Consider the following 23,999-nt stretch of genomic DNA (forward strand, 5'->3'; position numbering starts at 1 on the left):
GCACAGGCCCTCCTCAGGGCTGCCAGGTGGTTTTCTCCCCGCTGAGTTTGCGGTCCAGGAACGTCGCTGCGCTGATCAACGCCAGGTGACTCAAGGCCTGGGGGGTATTGCCCAGGTGGCGGGCCTGGCTGTCGAACTCTTCGGCGTACAAACCCAATGGGTTGGCGTAGCGCAGCAGTTGTTCGAACTCCAGGTGGGCCTTTTCCACTTGCCCGGCGCGGGCCAGGCATTCGACGTACCAGAATGAGCAGGCCGCAAAGGCGCCTTCGGTGCCTTGCAAACCGTCGATCTGGCTGTCGTCGTTGCGATAGCGATAGACCATGCCGTCGCGCACCAGGCTTTTCTGAATGGCTTCCAGGGTCGAGAGCCAGCGTGGATCGGTCGCCGCGACGAAACGCACCAACGGCATCAGCAGCATCGAACCGTCGAGTGCCGTGCTGCCGGTATGCTGCACGAAATGCCCACGCTCTTCGTTCCAGAAGTTGCTCCAGATGTCGGCGTAGATCGCCTGGCGCGTCTGGTCCCAGCGCGCGAACGGTGCCGGCAGCGAGCGCTTGGACGCCAGGCGGATGGCGCGGTCCAGGGCGACCCAGCACATCAGTCGCGAGTGCAGGAAGTGATGCTGCTCGCCGCGCATTTCCCAGATGCCCACGTCCTGGGTGTTCCAGATCTCGCAGACCTGGTCGGCGACTTCCACGGTGTGTTTCCAGCCCTCGTGGGAGATCGCTTCGCCGTACTTGTTGACCAGGTACACCGCGTCCATCAGCTCGCCATAGATGTCCAACTGGATCTGGTCGAAGGCCTCGTTGCCGATGCGCACCGGCTTGGCGCCGCCGTGGCCCGTGAAGTGGTCAAGCTCGGCTTCCGGCAATTCCTGGCGACCGTCGATACCGTAGAGGATATTGATCTTGGTCGGCTGGTCGCAGCAGTCGCTGACCCGGCCTTTGAGCCAGCGCATATAGGCGTTGGCTTCTTCGACAAAACCCAGGCGCATGAACGCGTAGACAGTGAACGATGCATCGCGGATCCAGGTGTAGCGGTAGTCCCAGTTGCGTTCGCCGCCGGGCGTTTCGGGCAGGCCGAAAGTGGCGGCGGCGATGATCGCGCCGTGTTTGCGCGAGGTCAGCAGCTTGAGGGCCAGCGCCGAGCGATTGACCATTTCGCGCCAGCGTCCACGGTAGTTCGATTGCGCAATCCAGCCGCGCCAGTACTTCAAGGTGTGGGCCAGCGCCAGGTCGGTGCAGTTGCTGTCTACACGTTCATCGTCCTGGCCTCCGAGCACGAACTCGGCACCTTCTTCCTGGCCCAGGGCAAAACTGGCCACGGCGGCGCCGTCCTTGATCTGCAGCGAATGGCTGCCGGACAGGCGCAGGCCGGGTTGGCCATCGGCACTGAACACGACGGTACCGTTGTCGCTGGCGGCGTGGGTAGGCGTGCGCGCATAGTCATGCCGCACCGCGCAACGCAGATGAATGTCGGCCTTGCCACTGACCACCCGTACCCGGCGGATCAGCAACGGCAAGTCATCGATCTCTTCGCTGATGGCCAGCAGGTCAGTGATCTCCACCACGGCTTCGTCGCTGAGCCAGCGGGTTTGCAGCACGTTGGTGTCGGGCAGGTAGATCTGTTCGCGGCGTGCGTTGGGCAGGTCCGGGGTGAGTTGGAAAATACCGGCGTCGGGGCTGTCCAGCAGCGAGCAGAAGATCGACGGGCTGTCGAATTCCGGCCAGCAGAAAAAGTCGATGCTGCCTTTATCGTTCACCAGCGCCGCGCTGCGCATATCGCCGATGATGCCATGGGCATCGATGGCGCTCTGTTGTTCGTTCTTCAAATCAACCATTGCCACGGAACTCCGGATAAAGGCTCATGCCGCCGTCAATAAAAAGCGTGCTGCCGACTACATAGTCGGACGCATCACTGGCCAGCCACACCACGGCGTTGGCCACGTCTTCCACATCGCCTACGCGGCCATAGGGAATCAGCTTGAGCAGTTCTTTTTCCGCCGCGCCTTCGGTGGCCGCACGGTTGATCGCGGTACGGATCGCCCCCGGCGCAATGCCGTTGATGCGGATGCGCTGTTCACTGACTTCCTGGGCGAGGGTACGCATCAACATCTCCACGCCGCCCTTGGATGCTGCGTAATTCACATGCCCGGCCCAGGGAATCAGTTGGTGCACCGAGCTCATATGAATGATTTTGCCGGCAGCTCGCGACACCCCTTCGCGCACGCCCTGGCGGTTGAAAATGCGCACGGCCGCACGGGCACACAGGAACTGGCCCGTGAGGTTGACGCCGATCACCGCATTCCAGTCGTCGAGGCTCATGTCCACCAGGTTGGCGTCCTTCTGCATGCCGGAGTTGGCCACCAGGATGTCCAGGTGGCCGAAGGCCTCGAGGGTCTGGGCAAAAAGCCTTTCCACATCGTCCTCTATTGAGACGTTGGCACCGATGGCAATCGCCCGGCCGCCCTCGGCATTGATCTGCTCGGCCAGCGCCTCGGCCGGGGCGGCCTGGCTGTTGTAGTTCAGCACCACGGCCGCTCCGGCTTGCGCCAGGGCCTTGGCCGCGCCGGCGCCGATTCCGGAACTGGCGCCTGTCACCAGCGCCACTTGTTGATCCAACGAAATACGCATTGCTCACCGACCTTAAATTCGTGAGTTCAAGTAGCTGACTGACTGCGCGCAAGGGAAGTTCAGCCGTGTGAAATTAGCGACTACAACCATGGTGGAAAATGGAATAACAGAACTATAAAAAATAACCATAAGATACTAAAAAACCGCTCAAAAGCGTTTGACAGGCTTTTTTGCCGCGTGTCTTATAGGCACACCTCAACCCGCTCCGTTGGTAGTTCGGAAGTCATCGCGGGGCCACCTATAAGAGATATCTATGTGCCTTTCGGCCGATATAGGGGAACTACCAGGTCAGGTAAAAGCAACGGCCTTAGTTGGCGTGCCCAAGTTAGTCATCTTCGATTGCGACGGCGTACTCGTGCAAAGTGAAGAGATAACCCTGTCTGTATTGATTTCCCTGCTGAATGCGCGTGCTCAGCGCGATACGATTCTTGATGTAACACGTTTTATCGAACACTTTCGCGGGCGCAGGATCGCTGATTGTCTGCGTGAAGCGGAACAACTATTAGATATCAGTCTAGATGCTGAGTTTGAACAGTATTTTCGCCAGCGGGCATGGGAAGCACTGACGCTCAACTTGAAAGCCACGGAGGGAATAGTCGACGTACTGGAAAGTCTGGAAGTTGCCTATTGCGTCGCTTCCAGTGCGCCGCGCAATAAGATCGAGCATTGCTTGCGTCTTACAGGACTGCTTTCTTATTTCGAGGGGCGAATATTCAGTTGTTATGAACTGGGCCGTTGGAAACCCGATCCGTTGGTATTTCTGACGGCGTGTGACACGTACCGTATTGATGTCAGTGAAGCGCTGGTTGTTGAAGACAGTGTGGCGGGTATTCAGGCTGCTGTTGCCGCCAATATAAGTGTCCTGGGTTTTGGCCCGAAAGAACGGCATTCGCAACTGGCGGAGGCCGGGGCATTACCGATTGCCGATATGCGTGAATTACTGGCCATTTTCAATTGATCCTATTACTCAGGGAGGAGGCATTGTGAACACACTTGGTTACCTGGAGCGGCTCAAGCGCAACGATCAATGTTCAGAAGTGTGGTGGGATTCATCGCCTGCCGTGTACCTGCCTTATAAACAACACCTGCTGGAAAAGTACCCGGCGGCGACGACTTATATAGAAGCGTTGATGCCGGATGATTTCTCCCAGCCCTGGGGCTTGTGCAGCGTCACCACCAACCCGCGGCTGGTGACAGCCGTGATTCTCGAGAAACGCGAGTACTGGTCGTCGCGCTTCAACTTGGCCAGCCTGTCGCCCAATGAGTTGCGCAAGCAGCTGTACAACGAAGTCATCGTCGAAGGGGCTTCGACGCTCAAGCCGCTGTGGGTTCAGTCGGCCCAGGCCGAGGGCTGGATTTGCGCGCAGGTCGACCCGGTGGATGTGCGCTGCACCGAGCGCATGACCGCCAGGGGCCTCGAGCTGCATCGCCTTGCACCGAACGTGATGGTCAAGGTGCCGGGCAGCCAGGAGGGGTTGGCGACGGTCGAGCAGTTGGTGGCTCAGGGCGCCTCGGTCAATATCACGTTTTGCTTCACGGTCGCCCAATTCCAGGCCGGTATCCAGGCCATCGAACGCGGCAGGGCGAGCGCGCGCAGCAACGGTGTCGATACGTGCCGCTGCAAGTACGTGATCACTTTCATGATTGGGCGTTTCGCCTGCCAACCTGAATTCACACTGCAGGCGGCCGAACGTGGCCTGGTATTGAGTGCCGAGGAACTGCGCTGGGCCGAGTTGATGATCTACGAGCAGATCCAGGCACTGGTGGCGGCGTCTGATGTGCCGGTCAAAACCCTGCTTTCCAGCATAAAAGTCGATGTGGACGAGCGGGGCAACAAGCACTGCTGGCATCTGGAAAGGACCGGGCAGACCGCGACCTGCTACACGCTGACGCCGGATGTCGTGGAGTTCCTGATCGAACGTGAAAGCCACGGCAAACCAGTAGCGCCGGCCACGGAACCCCAGAAGCCGCCGGCGTCGACCTTTTCCAAGTTGGTCCGCATCCCGTACTTCTACGAAGCCTGCTTTATCGACAGCATCGAGCCGTACGACTTTGGCAACCATGAGGCGTTCATCAACGCCTGCAACGAAGCCAACAGCGCGCACCGGCGCCTGGCGGATTACTGCGTGCGGCTCTGCCCGGTGGCAAAACCGTTCAAGCGCGCGCTCAACGCGCTGTTGGCCGCCGAATTCGGGGTGATCGCATGAACCGCATGATCGGGTTGTGGGCCCATCCACGTTCGCGCTCCACCGTACTGGAACGCGTGTTTATCGAGCGCGGGGATTTCGAGGTCTTCCACGAGCCCTTTGCGCACATGGCGTTTTCAGAGGCGTCGGCAATTCCTTCGGATGAGTGGGATCACAGTTTGCCCACCACTTACCAGGGCATCAAAGAGCATTTACTGAGTGCGCGCGAACGTACCCACGTGTTTCACAAAGACATGTGTTACCACTGCCTGGATGATTTGAAAGTTGACACTGGGTTTCTCGCACAACAGGACAATATCTTTCTTATTCGCGAACCCGCCAGCAGCATTATTTCCCATCACCGAGTACACCCGGATATGCCGCTGCAGGCCATCGGGCATAAAGCGCTGTACGAGATATTTTGTGTGGTCACCAAACTTGCCGGGAAAGTGCCCTATGTGATCAATGCCGATGACCTTGCCGCTGACCCGGAAAGAGTGATCCGCAAACTGTGTGATCACTTGGGTATCGAGTTCCTGCCACACGCCATGACCTGGAAACGTGAGTGCCCGCAACAATGGAAAACCTGGCGTAGTTGGCACACGGCGGCGGAAAACAGTGAGCGCATTGTGTCGCCGGATAATCAGGCTGTCGACCTGCAGGTATTCGAACAGTATCCAAAGTTAAAGGCGATGTATGAATACCATCGAACCTTTTACGCGCGCATGAATGAATTTTGTCAATAAGGATTATTGTATGAAAAAGCTGATTGTAACCGGGGCGGCCAACGGAATTGGTCGGGCGACTGTTGAAATGGCGATTCAACAGGGTTACTTCGTTATCGGTGCCGACAAGGACGCCGAAGGTCTGAAGAGTCTGCAAGGTCTTTATGGGGCGGATGTGTTCGAAGCGCATATTGCCGACTTTTCCGATAGGGCTGTTATCAAGGGTTTTATTCCGACGCTGTATGAGCGCCATGCAACTATTTACGGCCTGGTCAATAACGCCGGTATTTATCACGGTAAAAGTGTCTACGCCTATTCCGATGAGCAGATAGACGAAATCCTCACCGTCAACCTCAAGGCCCTGGTCTACCTCTCCAAGGACTTCGCTGAACGGGAGATGCGCCACGAAGCCCCGCGCAGCATCGTCAATATTGCTTCGGTGGCCGGTGAGGTGGGCAGCTGCGACGCGCTCTACGGTGCCACCAAGGCGGCGGTGATCGGCCTGACCAAGGCCAACGCCTGGAATTTCGCCCCGTTCGTGCGGGTGAACGTGGTGTCCCCGGCGCTGATCCACGACACCGCGATCTACGGCACCATCCCCGAATACCGACGCGCCGAGTACGCACGCCAGGAAGTCCTCAAGGACCCGATCCTGCCCAGTGGGGTGGCCGAGGTCATCTTGCTGCTGGTCGGCGATGCGATGCGTCACATCACCGGCCGGGTGATTCCGGTCGACAACGGAGCCTACCCACGGTGAGCCATTCCATGCGCAAGAAAAAGCTGCTGCTGGTGGGCGCCGGCAACCTGTGCCTGCAGATCCTCAAGATTCTGGGGCCGAAAAACGCGTTCGAGTTTGTGGTGCTGGGCCGCACTGAAGAGGCAACGATTCGATTGTGCAACCTGGTGGCGCTGTCGTGCGCGCAACTGGGGCAGTTCATTGCGATCAAGCCGGTGATTGCCGACCTCACGGACATCGGCAGCGTAGCGCAGCTGCTGCGCGAAGAGGCGCCGGACCTGCTGGTGAACTGCGCGTCGCTGCAGTCATGGCGGGTCATCACCGGGCTGCCCAAGCTGTCGTTCGAAAAGCTCGACCAGGCCCAGTTCGGCCCCTGGCTGCCCATGCACCTGACGTTGATGCATTGCCTGATGCAAGCGGTGAAAGCCTCGGGCATCACCACCAAAACCGTCAACGCAGCGTTCCCCGATGCGGTCAACCCGATCCTGGCCCGTGTCGGCCTGGCTCCCGATATCGGCGTGGGCAATGTGGCCAACCTGATTCCGGCGGTGCGCCTTTCTATCGCCCGATTGCTGGAGTGTGCACCCGCCGATGTGCAGGTGCAGCTCTATGCCCAGCATTATTTCAGCCATTACGTGCCACGCGCGGGTTTGCCGCCTCGTGCCAGCTACCGCCTGTTGTATGAAGTGCGTGACCGGCCTGAGCTGACACGCCTGCCGAATGAGGCGATTTTCTCTACGGTGAAAGCCGAGTTCCGTCGACTCGGCGGGGTAGATGGGCAGTTCCTCACTGCGTGCTCCGCCGTCACCGTCATCGAAGGGTTGTTCTCGCCCACGCCGGTATTGGTGCATGCCCCTGGCCCCCTCGGGTTGCCAGGCGGCTATCCGGTGTGGCTGCAGGATGGACGGATCGAGGTGCAGTTCTCCGAGGCCTGCCCCCAGGACGAGGCGGTGCGCCTCAACACCATCTGCCAGAGCCAGGACGGTATCGACGAAATCCACTGTGATGGTTCGGTCACGTACAACCTGAAGTGCATGGCCGTCATGCAATCGATGTTGGGGTATTCCAAGCACACCATGTCCATCGAGCAGTCCGCCGAGTTCGCCCGTGAGTTGGCGAGCAAGTACCTGTCCTTCAAGAATTCGACCTGGTAGGTATGTCATGAATCAGATGACCAGAAACAAGCACAACGAACCGGCCAATTACTCGGCGCAGTACTCGACGGAATTTGTCGAGCGGTGGGATGAGTTGATCGATTGGGAGAAACGCAAGGCGGGTGAGGATGGGTTCTTCGAAAACCTGTTGCGAAGCCACGGCGTGCAGTCGGTGATCGACGTCTCGACGGGCAGTGGTTTTCATGCCGTCCAGCTCAAGCAGGCGGGCTTTGAGGTGGTCGCCACTGATGGCAGCAGCACCATGCTGACGAAGGCGCGGGCGAACTTTCGCAAGCAGGGTCTGGACATCCAGTCCCATTACCGCGACTGGCATTCCCTGGACCCGCAGGAGCTGGGTCAATTCGACGCCGTGGTGTGCCTGGGCAGCTCGCTGTGCCATGTGTTTGAGGCCCATGATCGATTGCGAGTGCTGGCGAAATTCAGGGCCTTGCTCAAGCCGGGCGGCCTGCTGATTGTCGACCAGCGCAATTTTTTCGCCATCCGTGCCGGCAAATTCAAAGCCAGCGGTCATTACTATTACTGCGGTACGAACGCTTCGGTGAGCTTGGGACGGGTCGATGAGCACCTGTGTGAGTTCATCTATTCCTTCGATGATGCGGAGCAGTACAAGTTGCAGGTTTACCCCCTGTTGCCGGGGGAATTGAAGGGGGAAGTGCTCAAGTCCGGGTTTATCGACCACGAAAGCTACGGTGATTTCGAGCGTGACTACGACATGATGGATTGTGATTTCGTCATCCACACTGCGCGCGCCGTGTAAGGGGGGAAGATGAGCACACTCGTACAGAGCAATGCGCGCCCACTGGACAGCGTCGTGCTGGCGGTGGTCCTCACCGGGTTCGTGGCGAGTACCTATGGGTTTGGTGTCTACCTGTTCGCCAACCTGGTGGTGGACATGCGCCGCGACATCGGTTTCGACTACACCACGGTGGGCCTGATCACCGGCGGCGCGCAGATCGGCTTCCTGTTGTTTTCATCGGTGACAAGCATCATCAGCCGGTATTTCGAGGGCTGGAAAATCAGCCTGGTGTCCACGGTGATGACTTCCCTGGCGCTGTTGGGCCTGAGTGTGAGTGACAGCATCTGGTTGTCGGGCGCCTTGCTGATCCTGCTCGGTGGTTGTTCCGCCTCGGTATACATCCCGTTGGCGGAAATCGTCACCAAGGGCTTCAGCCCCGGCAATCGCTCGCGGGTCATGGGGCTGATCTCCAGCGGTACCAGCTATGGGGTGTTTATCAATGGCTTGCTGGTGTCGTTCCTGACCTTGAATGGCGGCTGGCGCTCGATCTGGCTCACTGCCGGCCTGATTTCGGTGGCGTTGTGCGTGGCGGCCTGGTTTCTGCTGCGCAACCTGGCCGCGAGCCAGGACCGCGGGTTTTCCGGGGCGCGCGCCACAGCGTTCGACAGCCAGCAACCCTGGCTCAGCCGCTCGTTGTACCTGACCTGGATCATCGCCTTTCTCAATGGCATGGCGCTGCTGCCGTTCCAGACTTACCTGGCGCCGTTCCTTCGCGATGAACTGGGCGTGTCGGTACAGGACGCCGGGTTCATCTGGACCACCATCGGCGCCGTGGGCATGGCCTCGGGCTTTCTGGTGGGATGGATCGCCGACAAGGTCGGGGTGCGGGCGTCGCTGGCGATGTGTTTCCTGAGTGCGGGGCTGGCCGCCACCCTGGTGTTCAGTTTCAACAGCCTCCCGCTGTTCTACCTGGCTGCATTTTTGTTCGCGCTGGCGTTTTACCCCATCTTCGGGCTGGTCCCCAGTTACATCGGGCAAATCGTGCCGGTCAGCCGGCTGACCCAAGCCTTCGGCATTGCCAATGTGCTGATCGGCCTGGGTGGCGTGTGCGGCAACTTCCTCGGCGGCTTTTCCAAGGACCTGACCGGTTCGTTCTCGACGGTCTACGGGGTGGTTGCGCTGTTGCTGTTCGTGCAATGCGTGATGGTGTTCATGTTGGGTAAACAGCCGGTGTCGGTGACGGAGGAGGAGCGGCCATGAGTTATTTTCCAGACAGTCAAAACCTGAACCTGCACGCGTTTGCGTTCAGCCACCCGCGTGCCGGACACACACGGCTGAAGCAAAAGCCGGCGGTGATCTGGATGACCGGGATCTCGGCGTCCGGCAAGTCGACCATCGCCGATGCGCTGGACATTGCCCTGCAGGAACAGGGGCGGATCACCGCGATTATCGACGGTGACTCGGTGCGTGGCGGGCTGTGCCGGGACCTGGGGTTTACCGACAGCGACCGTGACGAGAATATCCGGCGGGTTGCCGAAGTGGCGCGGTTGATGCTGGAAGCGGGGCTGATTGTGATCGTGGCGCTGATCTCACCTTCGTCGGCCAGCCGGCACTACGCGCGCTCGATCATCGGCAATGAGTATTTTGTCGAGGTGCATGTGGATGTGCCGTTGGAAACCGCCGAACAACGTGACCCCAAGGGCCTGTACAAAAAGGCCCGCGCGGGATTGATCAAACACTTCACCGGTATCGACTCCCACTATGACGTGCCGGTCTTCCCGGAAGTGCACTTGAATACCCAGGCGCTTTCGGTGGCGCAGTCTGTGGAAACGATTCTTGACTGGGTGGCGCGCAACGACGATCACACTTAGCCGTTGGTCTTGGCGTCAGGACGTCAATGTCTGCCATTCGAGAAAACAAGGTAATCTGCGCCATCGCAGGGAGAACGCGTTTTTTCAGGAGCAGGCATGACACATTTCACGGGCACTGCAAAATCGATCCGTCTGATTGGTGGGGCCCGGGTATTGGACTTTATCAATACCACCAATGGCCGTCGTCCCGGCACCGCGCTCAAGGTCATCGAAGAACGACTCACCAGTTTTCAGTTCTTCTTCGAATGGGCCTTGCATGCGTCATTGATCTCAGCCCAGGAGTTCGATGACTACAAACCCATGGTGTTCGAGTCGTCGATGCCCTATCAACCTGACCTGGACGCGATTATTGCGTTCAGGGAATGCCTGTACGAGGTGTTCTACCCCTTGTCGCTGCAGCACGCCGCACCCGATGAGGCCCTGCAGCGTGTCAACCAGATGTTCCAGCAAGGCGTCGCCTGGCGGGTGCTGCGGTCTGTCGATGGCAAACCTGCCTGGGCGTGGAAGCCCTGCACCACTGCGCAGGAACTGACAGCCATGGTGCTGGGGCGCCTGGCGATAGACGCCACGCAGTTGCTGGTGTCCGCTGATCTGCAGGCGTTACGCAGTTGCAGCGCTACTGACTGCGACTGGGTGTTCCTCGACATCTCCAAGAACAAACAGCGCAAATGGTGCCAGATGAGCGTGTGCGGCAGCCGCGAGAAACTCAGCCGTCTCAAGCAGGTCGCCAGTCCCCATTAGATTCAATGCCCAGGCAATGGGCGACGGGTAGCAATTGCCCCGCTTAATAGGAAGCATTACTATTCACACCCCGCCTCCCCAGTGTCCCCGCGATGATTCCTCAGCCGCCCCGCAGAACAGGCTTTTTCGAACACTACGAAGAGTTGATCGGAACCTGGACGCGCCGCCTGAGAAACCGTCAGCAGGCCGAAGACCTGGCCCATGACACTTTCGTGCGGGTGCTGGAGTCAAGATCCTCCGAGGTTGAACAACCTCGCGCCTATCTGCATCAGACGGCGCGCAATATCGCAGTGGACGCCTATCGACGCGAAGACCGTCGCGAAGCCATCACGCTGGAAGCCTTTGATCAGAGTTCGCCCCACAGTGGCGACCCGGAGCATTTCATGCACGCGATCCAGTTGGCGGACTCTATCGAGCGGGCCTTGGCCGAGTTGCCGCTCAACTGTCGCAAGATTTTCATCTGGCAGAAAATCGAGGGCCTGACCCAGCAGGAAATCGCCGAACGCCTGGGGCTGTCTAAAAACATGGTGGAAAAGTATATGATCCGCACCCTGCGGCATCTGCGCGACCGCCTGGACGCGATGGCGCCATGACCGCCCGCCATGAAACAGGATCTTCCATGATGGATAACCGTGCCCGAGACGAAGCTGCACAATGGTTTGTGCGCCTGCAAGACGCCGAGTTGAGCGTTACCGAGCGCCAGCGCTTCGACGCCTGGCGCAATGAGCATGCCGATCACCAATATGAGTTCGACGTGCTGCAAGGCTTGTGGAGCGCCACCGACTTGCTGCCCAAGGCGCGCCTGCAAGCGCTGTGTGAAGCGCCTGCAGAACGCCCCAGACGCCGAGCGGTTCTGCGTTACGCGGTGGCCGCCAGTGTGGTGGCCGTTGCCCTGGGGTTGGGCCTGTTCAGCGGGCTCGATCATCCGAAGCCCTACAGTGCCGAATTCACTACTCGTTTGGGCGAGCATCGCCAAGTGGCATTGCCCGATGGTTCGGTGATGGACCTCAACAGCCGCAGCATCGTCGCGGTGCACTATGAAAAAGGCCGGCGTGGGGTGGAGCTCAAGCAGGGCGAAGCGATGTTCAGCGTCGAGCATGACACCAGCCGGCCTTTTGTCGTGGCGGCCGGGGCAGGGCAGGTGACAGTGACCGGCACGCGATTCGATGTGCGTCGCGATGAAGACCAGACCCGCGTGATGGTCGAAGCCGGTACGGTGAAGGTGCAAGGCCGTTCGCCGGACAAGGTGGTGACGCTGACCGCGGGCCTGGGGACCCATGTCGACAACAAAGGCCTGGTGGCGGCGGCCTACGGCGTGAACACCGACGAGTTGACCGCCTGGCGGACGGGCAAGCTGGTCTTCAACAATGCGTCGTTGGGCGAAGTGGCGCGGGAAGTCTCGCGTTATCGTGAGCAACCGCTGCGCGTCAGTTCGCCTGCCGTGGGTAACCTGCGCCTGACCAGCGTGTTCAAGGCCAATGACACCGATGCCTTGCTCAAGGCCTTGCCGCACATCCTGCCGGTGGCCTTGCGCACCTTGCCGGACGGCAGCCAGGAAATTATTTCACGCTGACATTCAGGTTTTTTTCGAGTTCTTCGTCTTCTCCTGCAACTGCAACTGGTTTGCATTAACAGCCGCATACTCTTGCGATCACAGGACTAGGTTCGACGTGAAAAAACTTGCCGTGAACAACAATAAAATCTCCCGCTGGGCGCCGCTGGCGCTGGCGCTTGCAGTCAGTGCCGCGCTGCCTGCGGCCTACGCCGCCGATGCCATCCATATCCAGGCCCAGCCCCTGGGTTCGGCGTTGAGCCAACTGGGCCAGCAGACTTCCCTGCAAGTGTTCTTCAGCCCCGACATGGTCGCGGGCAAGCAGGCACCTGCAGTAGACGGCAACCTTTCGCCAGAACAAGCGCTGCGCCAGTTACTGCAAGGCAGCGGCCTGGACTACCAGATCGACGCCGGCTCCGTGACCCTGCGCCCGCTGAACAGCGGCACCGGTGAAGCCGGTTCGCCCCTGGAACTGGGCGCCACTGACATCAAGGTGGTCGGCGACTGGCTCGGCGACGCCAACGCCGAAGTGGTGCAGAACCACCCCGGCGCGCGCACGGTGATCCGTCGTGAAGCCATGGTGGAGCAGGGCGCGATGAACGTCGGCGACGTGCTGCGCCGCGTGCCGGGTGTGCAGGTGCAGGAATCCAACGGTACCGGCGGCAGCGATATTTCCCTCAACGTCGGCGTACGTGGCCTGACGTCGCGCCTGTCGCCACGCTCCACCGTGCTGATTGATGGCGTGCCGGCTGCCTTCGCGCCGTACGGCCAGCCACAGCTGTCGATGGCACCGATTTCCGCCGGTAACCTGGATAGCATCGACGTTGTGCGTGGTGCCGGTTCTGTGCGTTACGGGCCACAGAACGTCGGTGGTGTGATCAACTTCGTAACCCGTGCCATCCCCGAGAAATTCTCCGGTGAGGTCGGCACCACATTGCAGACCTCCGCCCACGGTGGCTGGAAGCATGTCGACAACGCCTTTATCGGCGGCACCGCCGACAACGGCATCGGCGCCGCCTTGCTGTACTCCGGCGTCAACGGCAACGGTTACCGCAACAGCAACAATTCCAACGACATCGACGACGTGATCTTCAAGACCCACTGGGCGCCGACCGATCAAGACGACTTCTCGCTGAATTTCCACTACTACGACGCCAGCGCCGACATGCCCGGTGGCTTGACCCAGCAGCAGTTCGACGCCAATCCCTACCAATCGGTACGTGACTGGGACAACTTCAGCGGGCGCCGCAAGGACGTGTCCTTCAAGTACATCCGCCAGATCGACGACCGCACCCAGGCCGAAGTGCTGACGTACTACTCCGACAGCTTCCGCGGCAGTAACATTGCCAACCGCGACCTGAAGACAATCGGTTCGTACCCGCGCACCTACTACACCTTCGGGATCGAGCCACGGGTGTCCCACGTGTTCGACGTGGGCCCGAGCACCCAGGAAGTCAGCCTGGGTTATCGCTACCTCAAGGAAGGCATGCATGAGCAGGCCAGCAGCCTGAACCTGGTCAACAATGTGCCGACGCCGGGCGGGCAGAATGACGGCCACGTTTACCAGGACCGCACCGGGGGCACCGAGGCCAACGCGTTCTATATCGATAACAAGGTCGATATCGGCAAGTGGACCATTACCCCCGGCATCCGTTTCGAAGACATCCGTACCGAATGGCACGATCGCCCGGTGATCGCGTTGAACGGCACCCGTACCCAGGAAAAACGCCGCGAAGTCCACAACAACGAACCGTTGCCTGCGTTGAGCGTGATGTACCACGTTTCCGATGCCTGGAAACTGTTCGCCAACTACGAAACCTCGTTTGGTAGCCTGCAATACTTCCAACTGGGTCAGGGCGGCACCGGCGACCAGACCGCCAACGGCCTGAACCCGGAAAAGGCCAAGACCTACGAAGTGGGTACGCGCTACAACGACAATGTCTGGGGTGGTGAACTGACGTTCTTCTACATCGACTTCTCGGATGAACTGCAATACGTCAGCAACGATGTGGGCTGGACCAACCTCGGCGCGACCAAGCACACCGGTATCGAAGCCTCGGCCCACTACGACCTGTCGAACCTGGACCCGCGCCTCGATGGCCTGACCGCCAATGCCGGCTTCACCTACACCAAGGCCACCTCCGAGGGGGACGTGCCGTTCAAAGGCCGTGACCTGCCACTGTATTCCCGTGAAGTGGCGACCCTGGGCCTGCGTTACGACGTCAACCGCTGGACCCACAACCTGGATGTGTACGCCCAGTCCGGCCAGCGTGCGCCAGGTACAACGAGCACCTACGTCACCCAGGGCACCGCCGATGGTCAATTTGGTGATATTCCCGGCTATGTCTCGGTCAACGTGCGCAGCGGTTATGACTTTGGCGAGCAACTGTCCAACCTGAAACTGGGGGTTGGCGTGAAAAACGTCTTTGACCAACAGCACTACACCCGTTCCAGCGACAACAATGCCGGGTTGTACCTGGGTGAGCCACGTACGTTCTTCGTACAGGCCAGCGTTGGGTTCTGATCCTGCGTTGACTCTATAAGTTACCGCTCTTCCTGACTTGGTCGAGCGGTAACTCCTGCCAAGACAGGGGTGTGTCTCGCCCTTCTGCAGAAGCTCTTCCTACTTGGGGCCTGGACGTTTTCAGCTGTCTCAGGAACCGGTTCCCACAGTTCTGCCACACAGGATATGCCTGCCTTCGCTGATTTCCTTGACGACCTGTCGGCCGTCGGGGTGGTTGGGACAGTGAGCTCAGGCGCCTGAACACGCCGAACTGGAGAACTAAATGTCGGTATCAGCATTCAATCACAGCGTCGCTTCTTCCTCCGATAATGCCGCGTTCGCCGGCGCAAAACCCAACACTGAGCAGTCGAGGCTCTCGTCAAATGCCCGGCCCACGGTAGGCGTCAATTTCTCATCGTCACTCGATCATTGCGGCTGCGGCCCGGTATTCGGTGGCCCGCCGCCGCGTCCACTGCCAATCGGCGTGCGTCCAAACCCGGGCCCGCCGCCGCGCCCTAACCCAGCGTTGCCGGACCCCCATTACGCCAAGCAAAGTAACGAGCAACTGGCCCAGGCGCTTCTGGATAATTATGAGGCGTTCAAAGGCCGCTGGCCTTCACGCAGTGTCACGCCCCAGAGCCTGCAAAGAATGGCCGACCGACCGTTGACCGGTGACCCGTCCATAGACGCCAATATTCAATTGGCGAAGGAACTGTTGCGGCGTCCCGCTCTGATGCAAGCGCTCGATCGAAATGGCCGCAGCGGTGCACTGGACGGTCGTTTGTCCAAAAGCGATATCAGGAGCGTCGTTCGTTCCGATAACCCCTTGAAACTGCATGACGACAAGCAACTCGTGCAGGAAATGCTGAAGCATTTCGACGCGCTGAAGGGCAACTGCTTCAGTCGCACGATCAAGCTTAAGGACCTGCGCACGCTCGCGTCACAACCGTTGACCGGCAACCCGTTCAACGACCATCTCATCCAGCTGTCGAGGGAAATCATGGCCCGCTCGGACCTGACGTCGTCGATGGACAACAGGTTCAGTTGGCAGCGCGACGGCAAGATCTCTCGACACGAGCTGCGCGCATTGCTTCGGTAACCTTGAGACTGCCCCTCTGCCGCGCACGGTGCGGCAGAGGTGGGCAAGCGCCGGCGGGGAAAACACGGCCCCCTTCATGGGGGAACCGTGCGCGAAGACGCGCCACACAGAAAACATCCACCGGTCATTGATTGCCGATGGGGGCCTTCATCTAACGGATCAGGTCTGGACCATGAATTCGACATCATTTGAATCCCTTCACACCCAGTACAGCGTCTCGACCCTGGCTGCGCTCGCGCAAGAGACAGAAAAATCCAGAGCGCCACAGCGGCTCAACCTCACGTCTTCGCCCAGGTTCAGCTTCAAGGCACCCACTGCGGAGGACTTCGACAAGGGCTCGCGCCTGTTCATTGAACCGCCGATGTCCAGCCCCCTGTCTGGAATATTTGCCAGCCTCTGGAGCAAGGTGTTCCGTCGGTAGGCGACGCTGTCGTGCCATGGACGGCCCGGCCCGGTTGGCTGGTTACAAACGCTCAAGATTGACCTGGGCCTATCGGCGTTCTGGCCCGAGACCTTCGGAACCATTGTTTTGCGCAGACCACTCAGTCGGTGCTTGTGCCATGTTGATTTCGAGGCGTTTTCGAGGATCAGGCAATCAAGGCCCAGGCTACGGAATCTAGATAGGGTGGAGGTGAATCATGATTGGCAGTGTCAATAATCTGGGCTTTACGCAAACGGCAGCAGTACATGCGCCGAATACACCCCCGGCAGGTGCGGGCAGTGGTCAGTCTCGCTATGAGGTGGACGCCCGCGCACTGGGTAAGCCGCTGCCGGCGGCGCAGCCAATCAACCCCCGATTCGCGAATGGCGCCGACCGGCACTTTGACGGCCAGAATCTGTACGGTGGCATGACAAAGGTGGGTAACCCGTTTGTCAGCTCGGACGACCACCTACTGGCGACCGATCTGAAGAACAATCTGCCATTGCTGGAGGCTTTCAAGAAAGACGGCCGGCTGACCCAGGGTTCTTTGCAGGAGATCGCCAAGGAGGCGCCCAGCAGCAACAAGGTTTCGGAGCGCACCATCATGTTGGCGCGAGAGATACTCAACCGCCCACGACTGAACGAGGCAATTACCGCAAAGGGCGGTGAGATCACGCATGAAAGCCTCGCCAAGGCTGGCGATTCGCAGGTCGGCAATACCAACCCCAATACGCAGAGCGCGGATCCGTTCCACGCAAAAACCGATGCACAGGTTGTCCAGGCATTCAGGGGCATGTTTGATGATTTGCGGGACAAGTCGGAAGACCGTACGTTCTTTTTCGAAAAGCATCGCTACGTGAAGAAAGACACGATTATCGAGATCAGCAAGGACCCCAACCAGACCGACAAGAACGGTGAGCCTTTGCGAGATGTGCGCACCGGGTTCCCGTTGAAAATGTACAGTGAACAACAGGTGTACCTGGCCAAGAATCTGATGGAGAGACCGGGGTTGATGGCCTCTCTGGATAGTCACAAAGCCAACGGTTACAACCTTTTCGGCAGTCATAACGACGACGGGTGGTTGAAGAACTACAGCATTGACCGCTGGCTGGCGAACGACAAGGAAGAGAAGGGCTATTAACGCGGGCAGGCGCACATGAGCGGCTTGAAAGGCTCAAGCTGCTCATGCCGTTTCGGGTTCATACCCGCAGTATTTTTCCGCTGACCGCCACGGCCGCCAGCAACCCTGCAATCAGCAGGAAGGCGGTAGCCAGGCTGCTGCCATGGGCGATGAACCCGATCAAGGCGGGCCCGGTCAATATCCCGGCATAACCCAGGGTGGTAATGGCCGGCACGGCAATGTGTTCTGGCATGACGTTCTGCTTGCCGACAGCGGTATACAGCACCGGGACAATATTGGAGCATCCGGCGCCTATGAGCGCATAGCCCAGCAACGCCATTTCCCAGGCCGGGGACAACGTGGCGAGGAATGTGCCGGCTGCAGCCAGTGCGCCACCGACCACGATCACCCGGGTCGCACCCAGCCGGCGCACGATTGCATCACCGGTCAACCGCCCGGCCGTCATGGTCAAGGCAAACGCTGCGTAACCCAGGCCTGCGTAGGCTTCATCCAGGCCGCGCTCGGCACTGAGGGACACGGCACTCCAGTCGAGCACCGCGCCTTCGGCCAGAAACACAATAAAACACAGGCCGCCGATAAACAGCACCACGCCGTGGGGCACGGCAAATGCCGGGCCCGAACTTTCACTGCCGTAAGGCAGCAAGTGCGGTGCGGCCTTGAGCAGCGCCGCCAGCGTAATGACGATCACCACCAGGGTTGCCTGCAGTGGTGACAGACCCAGCCCCAGTAACCCCGACACCCCCGCCGCGCCGAGAATCCCCCCAAGGCTGAACAGCCCGTGGAACCCGGACATCATGGTCTTGCCGCTGGCGCGTTCGACGATCACCGCCTGCAGGTTGACGGTGGAATCCACCGTGCCCAGGCCGGCACCGAACAGGAACAACCCGGCCATCAACAACGGAATCGAACTGACCGTCGCCAACATCGGCAACGCCAGGCAGATCATGATCGTCCCGGCGCTCAGCACCCGGCGGCAGCCATAGCGCGATGCCAACGCGCCCGCTGCAGGCATGGCGATGATCGAGCCGACGCCCAGGCACAACAGCAGCAGGCCCAGCGTGCCTTCACTCAGTTCGGCGCGGGCCTTCGCATACGGCACCAGCGGCGCCCAGGCGGCGATGCCGAAGCCGGCAATGAAGAAAGCGATACGGGTCGACATTTGCTCCAGCCGCCCGGGAACCACGGGCGCTGAGGTGGGGATGGCAGTCATGAAAAATCCTTGGTTTTGCGTTCAACGAACGATGTCCGGCGCGACATCCTTGCATATCAGGCCTTGGTGCGCGAGCCGGGTTCCCCTGGGCCTGCGCCGCCGTGAATTTTATTTTTACACACCTGGAACGCCGGGGCGGTTTGCAGCCACGTAAGCAGTATCGAGTCCGTAGGAGACGGTCTTGAAGGTGCGTAATCCTCGTGAGCGCTTCTGAACCCCAGGGTTCTTGCGGTGATTACCACCTTCCAGGCCGCCTCCCATTCTCGGCAGGTTCTGTAATACGCTGGTGTCCCAATCTGCAGGCAACCGGACGGACCCATCGATGAAGCATTTCAGGCGAGTAGCACCATGACCCTGTTCTACGACGCCCGAGGCAATATCTATGGCGTGGTCAGCCCGACCTCATTGAGAAACAACGGCATTGATATCCCCGAAAGCGCTGCCCTGGCCGCGTCTACTCGCAACCTCTGGACGGCATCGGCCATCGCCTCCGAGTGCGATTGGGGCGCGACTCCACGCCCGGCGGGCGCCAAGGCCCATCGCTGTGACGGGCTGCTGGTCGGGCCGTTCCAGACGGAGCCGCCGTTTGACCTGCTCATCGTCAATACCGATGGCTCCCTGGCCGAGCGCAGCGGCAATGGCCTGACGATTTTCGCCCAGGCCCTTACTGACCATGGCCTGCTGTCCGAGGCCTGTGAGCTGCGGGTGCATCACGACAAATCGGATGCCGTATCCCCCGTTGTCACGCGGGTGGAACCCGCGGTTCGTGAGCAGGTGGTGGGGTTCTGGCTTGAGCTGGGTTTGCCTGCGTTCGGGCCTGCGGCGGTGGGCGCGCAGGGAGCTGGCCAGGCTTTTCTGGCGGGCGCCGAGCTGAGCCACGTCACCGAGCTGGCGGCGATCAACCCACAATGGGCTACCAGTCAATTCGTGCGGGTGGGTAATCCCCATTGTGTGACATTGGTCGAGCAGGCATCGGCATTGCCGGACAACGCACAGATGCAGCAGCCGGCACTGTTCGAACCCTTGCAGGCGATTGCCTTCGCACCTCCGACGGGGGGTGGCCAGCCCTGTAGTGCAGGGGTCAACCTGCAATGGGCGGCGCGTCAGCCTGGCAACCGCGTCATCGCGCGGGTGTTCGAGCGCGGAGAGGGGCCCACCGCGTCTTCCGGAACCAGTGCCAGTGCCGTCGCTTGTGCAGCATGGCGTGTGGGCTGGGTCGAGAGCGGTGAAGTGGCCGTGGTGATGCCGGGTGGCATTGCGCCGGTACGCTTGCACACTCAGGGCGATACGCTGCTGAGCGTCAGTCTGTTCGGCACTGCCCGACCGCAAGCGTGAGGCTTTTTAGCGGCTGACGCTGTTATTCGGTGTCGGCTGTTTCTCTGTTAGTTAGTCATTCTGATAAACGTTGATGTAGGACATTTCTAATTATTAAGAAGTGGCACATTAGCTCGCTTTCTTATTTTGTAAAAGACACTTCCAACTTTATCGTACGAAACTTCTTTTTTATTTTCAAACGGCCGATTTTTCCCCGTAATCGCTAAGCTTTGAGGCGTTAAGGCACTTTCCCTCGGTAACTTATTCCGTGTTTAACGAGAGAAAGTATTCCAGGCGGCATATTCATCAGCGGCGGGTAACAACGGATGGTTAACGCGTTTTTTTCGTCACGTTTCAAACTGATTCTTCCACGCACCAATATCGACTTCCAAGTGCTGGCATTCAAAGGCAGCGAGGTCCTTGATCAACCCTTTTTCATCCAGGTACAGGTCGTGAGTGAAAACCCTTCCCTTGACCTGGAATCGTTGCTCCACCAACCCGCCTACCTGGACTTCGGTGAACCGCAAGACGGCCTGCATGGGCAGGTCTACGCCATTGGCCGGGATGACCCAGGCCGGCGCATCACGCGCTATCACCTGACCCTGGCGCCGCGGCTGGCCTACCTTGCACATCGGCGCAACCAGCGGATTTTCCAGCAACGCAGCGTGCCGCAGATCATCGCGGCGGTTCTTGAACAGCATGGCATCCTGGCGGACGCCTATGCGTTCGAGCTGGGCCCTGTGGTTTACCCGCCGCGCACCTTCTGCGTGCAGTACGCGGAAAGCGACCTGCACTTCATCCAGCGGCTGTGTGAAGAGGAGGGCATTCACTACCATTTCCGACACAGCGCGGACGCTCACCTGCTGGTGTTCGGTGATGACCAGACGGTGTTTCGCCGCTTGCCCGTACAGCGCTATTGCGCTGCGGGCGGGCCGCAAGCCGATACCCAGGTTATCCAGCGTTTCGATGTGCGCCTGGCCACACGCAGCCAGAAAACAGTGCGCCGCGATCATGACTTCGAACACCCTTCATTGCTTCTGCAGGACACCGCGGGCGCTGCTCCGGCGCAGCTTCTTGAGGATTATCACTACCCTGCGGGATTTACCGGCCATGCCCGCGGCAAGCGATTGGCGCGGCGGGGGTTGGAGCGTCACCAGCGCGACCGTCTTCGGGCATTGGGCAAGAGTGATCAACACGCCCTGCGCAGCGGGCATTTCCTTGAATTACGCAATCACCCCGATCCGTCCTGCAACGACCTGTGGCTCCTTACGTCGGTGCGCCACGAGGGCTATCAGCCGCAAGTGCTGGAAGAGGCGACACCGGCGACCGATGTCTTCGTGGGGTACCGCAACCGCTTTACCGCGACCCCCTGGCAAGCGGTGCATCGACCTCCGCTCAAGCATCCCAAACCGACCATCCATGGCAGCCAGACCGCCACCGTGACCGGGCCGCCTGGCGAGGACGTGCATTGCGACGCCTATGGCCGGGTGAAGGTGCGCTTTCACTGGGACCGCCTGGACACGTCGGATGACAACAGCAGTTGCTGGGTGCGGGTTGCCTCCGGGTGGGCCGGTGACGGGTTCGGTGCGACGATGATCCCGCGTGTGGGCATGGAGGTGCTGGTGACCTTCCTGGAAGGGGACCCGGACCAGCCGCTGATCAACGGTTGCCTGCCAAATGCATCGCACAGGCCAGCCTATCTCTTGCCGCAGTACAAGACCCGAAGTGTCTTGCGCAGTCGCAGCACCCTCGGCGGCGCAGGCGCCAATGAGCTGTACCTGGAAGACCGCCGTGGCGAGGAGCTGATTTACCTGCGTGCTCAGCGAGACCTGGAACAGCAGGTGGGCCATGACAGCCGGCTGGAGGTGGCGGGCAAACGGTGGGAAGTCATCCAGGGTATGAGCACGACTCACCTGGGCAGCGAGGAGCATCGCCAGGTCACCGGTGATCGCAACGTCGTACTCAAGGCCAGCGACCACCTCGAGGTCCAAGGCGACAGCCTGACCCGTGTCGGTCAGACGTTATTCGTCGAGGCTGGGCAGCAGCTTTATCTCAAGTCCGGCGCCCGCCTGGTGATTGACGCCGGAGCGCAACTGAGCCTCAAGGCGGGTGGCGAGCACCTGGTGATCCAGGCAGGGGGCATCTTCAGCAGTCGCCCCATTACGCTTGGCGGCTCACCGTCCGCAATCGCGGTGGCGAATGCCTCCGTGCCGGCCGACAGGCCAAGGATCTCCACGGTGCAAGGCTCCATCATGAACCTGGCCAGGCAACTGGGGGCCGATTACTGCCCGGTGTGCGAGCGCTGCCGAGAAGGCTTGTGTGATCTGCCGGGGAGGGCCGCTTGATGCAGGACATGCCAGGCCAATGGGCGGCTCAACAGCATCAGGCGGGACGCCGACTGTGTTTGATTCTTGAGGGGAATAACGAGGCCTGTCAGCCATTGCTGGCGACGCGGGATGTTTCACAGTATCGCAGCCTCTACGCCGAGACCGACTTGGCGGAACTGGCGGGGGAAGGCCCCGTGATTCTGTTGCTGGAACAGATGAACGAGCCTGCATTGCTCGGCCTTTTGCAGCAGCCCGAGAACAACTGGGGCTGGCTGGGCAGCCTGCCAAGCGAGGACTTGGCGGTCGTGACGCGACACTGGCGTGACAGGCTGCTGGTGGGACTGGAAGGTACGCAGTCGATGTACCGCTTTCACGACAACCGCACCCTGGCGCGTGCGCTGGCCTATCTGCGCCCGGAACATCGGCCGGCCTTCCTCGGCCCGTTGGTCAGCGTGTGCTACTGGCATGAAGAGCACTGGTGCATGGCTGACAACCCGGCTCCCGGTGAACACCCGGTGCCGGCCCCCGCGCCATGGTTGAACACGCCCAACCCGAACGCCGAAGCCATCCTGCACGCCAATATCCTGCGTTACCTGTTGACCGAGCACAGCGAAGACCTGGTCGCGTTGGCGGAATTCCAGGACCCAAGGGTCTGGCTGGTGCAGGTACTGGAGCAGGCTCGCGCCTGGCAATGGCGGGAGCCGGAACAGCTGGCGTTTCTGGTGGTGCGACGGCTGGAAGAGGCTACGCGCAGCAGTGTGATTCGGTGGCAACCATTGGTTGGTGAGGAACCGGGGGACCATTTTGAACGGGTAGTTGCGCAGTGGAAATTGACGGGGGGAAAGGATGAGTAGGCGAAGGTGGGGGGTGTTGATTGTGCTGGGGGTTATGGGGCTGACGGGGTGTGTGGGGAGGCCGGTCGAGCGGTTTACGTTGGAGGTGGACTTGCCGGAGGAATTTCGCTTCATCGGCGGCGCCAACTACGGGCCCGCGACTGGGGAAACCTGCACCTTGCCTAGGCGTCGAGGCAAGCGGCCTGAGAGAAAGATCTTTATTGCGCGTTACAAACCGGTGGCTGAACGCGTGAGTTTTGAGCTACCGCTAAGTGAGGTCATTGAAGGGTGCCCTACGGTTTTGCGCAGTGTGGATTTTGATATTTATGCGAAATGGGGAAAGAGAGATACGGACGTCGATGGCGATATTGCAGGTATCTCGATTAGAGATCCCTCGAACGCAGATATACCTGGGATGCCAGAAACCGGTGTTCAGGAATTGCATAAGCAATGTCAGTGGTTGTTTCGGACGGTGGGGAAACAACACGCGATCATCAAGATTCTTTCATGCGGGGCTTTTGAGGTGGCCCGTCAGCCGCACGGACAGCGATCAGGCCTAGTGGTGCAACGGGATCAGTTGCCGGGAAAAACACTCAGGTTGGCGCTGACTTTAATTGACGAGGAAGAACCGTATTTTGACGGTAGTTGGGTGATGGTTCCCGGCGGATGGAAGCGTTGTAAAGGTAAAAGCTTCGAAGATCTAGACGCCTTTTGCAACGGAAATATCACCGACTTCAAACCTATAAAAATGCCGGATGGCCGCATTTGTGATGTCTACCCATCTTGCAGATAACAA

22 protein-coding genes are annotated in these 23,999 nt (G+C 59.9%); 19 read left to right on the forward strand and 3 right to left on the reverse strand.

The genetic code is table 11. The annotated features are described in order from the left end of the window. Window positions 1-13: 13 nt before the first annotated feature. Window positions 14-1,840 carry a glycoside hydrolase family 15 protein gene (locus tag BM70_RS0121805; RefSeq protein WP_025857973.1) on the reverse strand — a complete coding sequence of 609 codons (1,827 nt, stop codon included), beginning with the start codon at window positions 1,838-1,840 and terminating at the stop codon, window positions 14-16. Further along, window positions 1,833-2,633 (reverse strand): glucose 1-dehydrogenase, encoded by an 801-nt coding sequence (locus BM70_RS0121810; RefSeq protein ID WP_025857974.1) that lies wholly within the window; start codon window positions 2,631-2,633, stop codon window positions 1,833-1,835. Before BM70_RS0121810 ends, BM70_RS0121805 begins: the two co-directional genes overlap by 8 nt. Window positions 2,634-2,886: 253 nt before the next feature. On the opposite strand from BM70_RS0121810, the gene BM70_RS0121815 reads away from it, so the two are divergent. The 15 genes from BM70_RS0121815 to BM70_RS31485 all read left to right on the forward strand — a co-directional run bounded on the left by BM70_RS0121815 (window position 2,887) and on the right by BM70_RS31485 (window position 17,519). Beyond that, entirely contained in the window at window positions 2,887-3,591 is a 705-nt protein-coding gene (locus BM70_RS0121815) for an HAD family phosphatase (protein ID WP_025857975.1), read from the forward strand. 25 nt (window positions 3,592-3,616) lie between these two features. After that, entirely contained in the window at window positions 3,617-4,840 is a 1,224-nt protein-coding gene (locus BM70_RS31470; protein WP_043274326.1) for a transaldolase family protein, read from the forward strand. Continuing rightward, the gene (locus BM70_RS0121825; protein ID WP_025857977.1) at window positions 4,837-5,565 is read left to right on the forward strand and encodes a sulfotransferase family protein; all 729 of its coding nucleotides are present in this window, start codon (window positions 4,837-4,839) and stop codon (window positions 5,563-5,565) included. Before BM70_RS31470 ends, BM70_RS0121825 begins: the two co-directional genes overlap by 4 nt. A 10-nt stretch (window positions 5,566-5,575) precedes the next feature. After that, window positions 5,576-6,301: an SDR family NAD(P)-dependent oxidoreductase gene (locus BM70_RS0121830; RefSeq protein WP_025857978.1), complete on the forward strand. Its 726-nt coding sequence runs from the start codon at window positions 5,576-5,578 to the stop codon at window positions 6,299-6,301. Further along, a complete protein-coding gene (locus BM70_RS0121835; protein ID WP_025857979.1) occupies window positions 6,298-7,434 on the forward strand; it encodes a hypothetical protein in 1,137 nt (378 codons plus the stop codon). The genes BM70_RS0121830 and BM70_RS0121835 overlap by 4 nt, the downstream gene beginning before the upstream one ends. A gap of 7 nt (window positions 7,435-7,441) precedes the next feature. Continuing rightward, window positions 7,442-8,212, forward strand: coding sequence for a bifunctional 2-polyprenyl-6-hydroxyphenol methylase/3-demethylubiquinol 3-O-methyltransferase UbiG (locus BM70_RS0121840; RefSeq protein ID WP_025857980.1), 771 nt, complete (start codon window positions 7,442-7,444; stop codon window positions 8,210-8,212). A gap of 9 nt (window positions 8,213-8,221) precedes the next feature. Then, window positions 8,222-9,451: a nitrate/nitrite transporter gene (locus BM70_RS0121845; protein WP_025857981.1), complete on the forward strand. Its 1,230-nt coding sequence runs from the start codon at window positions 8,222-8,224 to the stop codon at window positions 9,449-9,451. Next, window positions 9,448-10,062 carry an adenylyl-sulfate kinase gene (cysC, locus tag BM70_RS0121850; RefSeq protein ID WP_025857982.1) on the forward strand — a complete coding sequence of 205 codons (615 nt, stop codon included), beginning with the start codon at window positions 9,448-9,450 and terminating at the stop codon, window positions 10,060-10,062. Before BM70_RS0121845 ends, cysC begins: the two co-directional genes overlap by 4 nt. Window positions 10,063-10,158: 96 nt before the next feature. After that, complete coding sequence (locus tag BM70_RS0121855) at window positions 10,159-10,803, forward strand: CGNR zinc finger domain-containing protein (protein ID WP_025857983.1); 645 nt, start codon at window positions 10,159-10,161, stop codon at window positions 10,801-10,803. A gap of 92 nt (window positions 10,804-10,895) precedes the next feature. Then, window positions 10,896-11,396 (forward strand): sigma-70 family RNA polymerase sigma factor, encoded by a 501-nt coding sequence (locus BM70_RS0121860; protein WP_025857984.1) that lies wholly within the window; start codon window positions 10,896-10,898, stop codon window positions 11,394-11,396. A gap of 26 nt (window positions 11,397-11,422) precedes the next feature. Further along, entirely contained in the window at window positions 11,423-12,376 is a 954-nt protein-coding gene (locus BM70_RS0121865) for a FecR family protein (protein ID WP_025857985.1), read from the forward strand. Window positions 12,377-12,473: 97 nt separating this feature from the next. Beyond that, window positions 12,474-14,879, forward strand: coding sequence for a TonB-dependent receptor (locus BM70_RS0121870; RefSeq protein ID WP_025857986.1), 2,406 nt, complete (start codon window positions 12,474-12,476; stop codon window positions 14,877-14,879). Between the two features lie 262 nt (window positions 14,880-15,141). Then, window positions 15,142-15,957, forward strand: a complete 816-nt coding sequence (locus BM70_RS32615; protein WP_081782109.1) for a hypothetical protein — start codon at window positions 15,142-15,144, stop codon at window positions 15,955-15,957. Window positions 15,958-16,129: 172 nt separating this feature from the next. After that, a complete protein-coding gene (locus BM70_RS31480) occupies window positions 16,130-16,378 on the forward strand; it encodes a hypothetical protein (RefSeq protein ID WP_025857989.1) in 249 nt (82 codons plus the stop codon). Window positions 16,379-16,595: 217 nt separating this feature from the next. Further along, complete coding sequence (locus BM70_RS31485) at window positions 16,596-17,519, forward strand: hypothetical protein (RefSeq protein ID WP_025857990.1); 924 nt, start codon at window positions 16,596-16,598, stop codon at window positions 17,517-17,519. Between the two features lie 58 nt (window positions 17,520-17,577). On the opposite strand, the gene BM70_RS0121890 is transcribed toward BM70_RS31485, so the two are convergent. Further along, window positions 17,578-18,729 carry an MFS transporter gene (locus tag BM70_RS0121890; RefSeq protein WP_025857991.1) on the reverse strand — a complete coding sequence of 384 codons (1,152 nt, stop codon included), beginning with the start codon at window positions 18,727-18,729 and terminating at the stop codon, window positions 17,578-17,580. Between the two features lie 348 nt (window positions 18,730-19,077). On the opposite strand from BM70_RS0121890, the gene BM70_RS0121895 reads away from it, so the two are divergent. From BM70_RS0121895 to BM70_RS0121910, 4 genes are all read left to right on the forward strand, one after another. Further along, window positions 19,078-20,064, forward strand: coding sequence for a DeoR family transcriptional regulator (locus BM70_RS0121895; RefSeq protein ID WP_025857992.1), 987 nt, complete (start codon window positions 19,078-19,080; stop codon window positions 20,062-20,064). 305 nt (window positions 20,065-20,369) lie between these two features. Continuing rightward, window positions 20,370-22,388 (forward strand): type VI secretion system tip protein VgrG, encoded by a 2,019-nt coding sequence (locus BM70_RS0121900; protein WP_025857993.1) that lies wholly within the window; start codon window positions 20,370-20,372, stop codon window positions 22,386-22,388. Further along, window positions 22,388-23,224 (forward strand): DUF4123 domain-containing protein, encoded by an 837-nt coding sequence (locus BM70_RS0121905; protein ID WP_025857994.1) that lies wholly within the window; start codon window positions 22,388-22,390, stop codon window positions 23,222-23,224. Before BM70_RS0121900 ends, BM70_RS0121905 begins: the two co-directional genes overlap by 1 nt. Next, window positions 23,217-23,996 (forward strand): hypothetical protein, encoded by a 780-nt coding sequence (locus BM70_RS0121910; protein WP_025857995.1) that lies wholly within the window; start codon window positions 23,217-23,219, stop codon window positions 23,994-23,996. Before BM70_RS0121905 ends, BM70_RS0121910 begins: the two co-directional genes overlap by 8 nt. The last annotated feature ends 3 nt before the right edge of the window (window positions 23,997-23,999 follow it).

Origin of the sequence: Pseudomonas sp. CHM02, assembly GCF_000612585.1 — a bacterium.
Taxonomy (GTDB): domain Bacteria; phylum Pseudomonadota; class Gammaproteobacteria; order Pseudomonadales; family Pseudomonadaceae; genus Aquipseudomonas.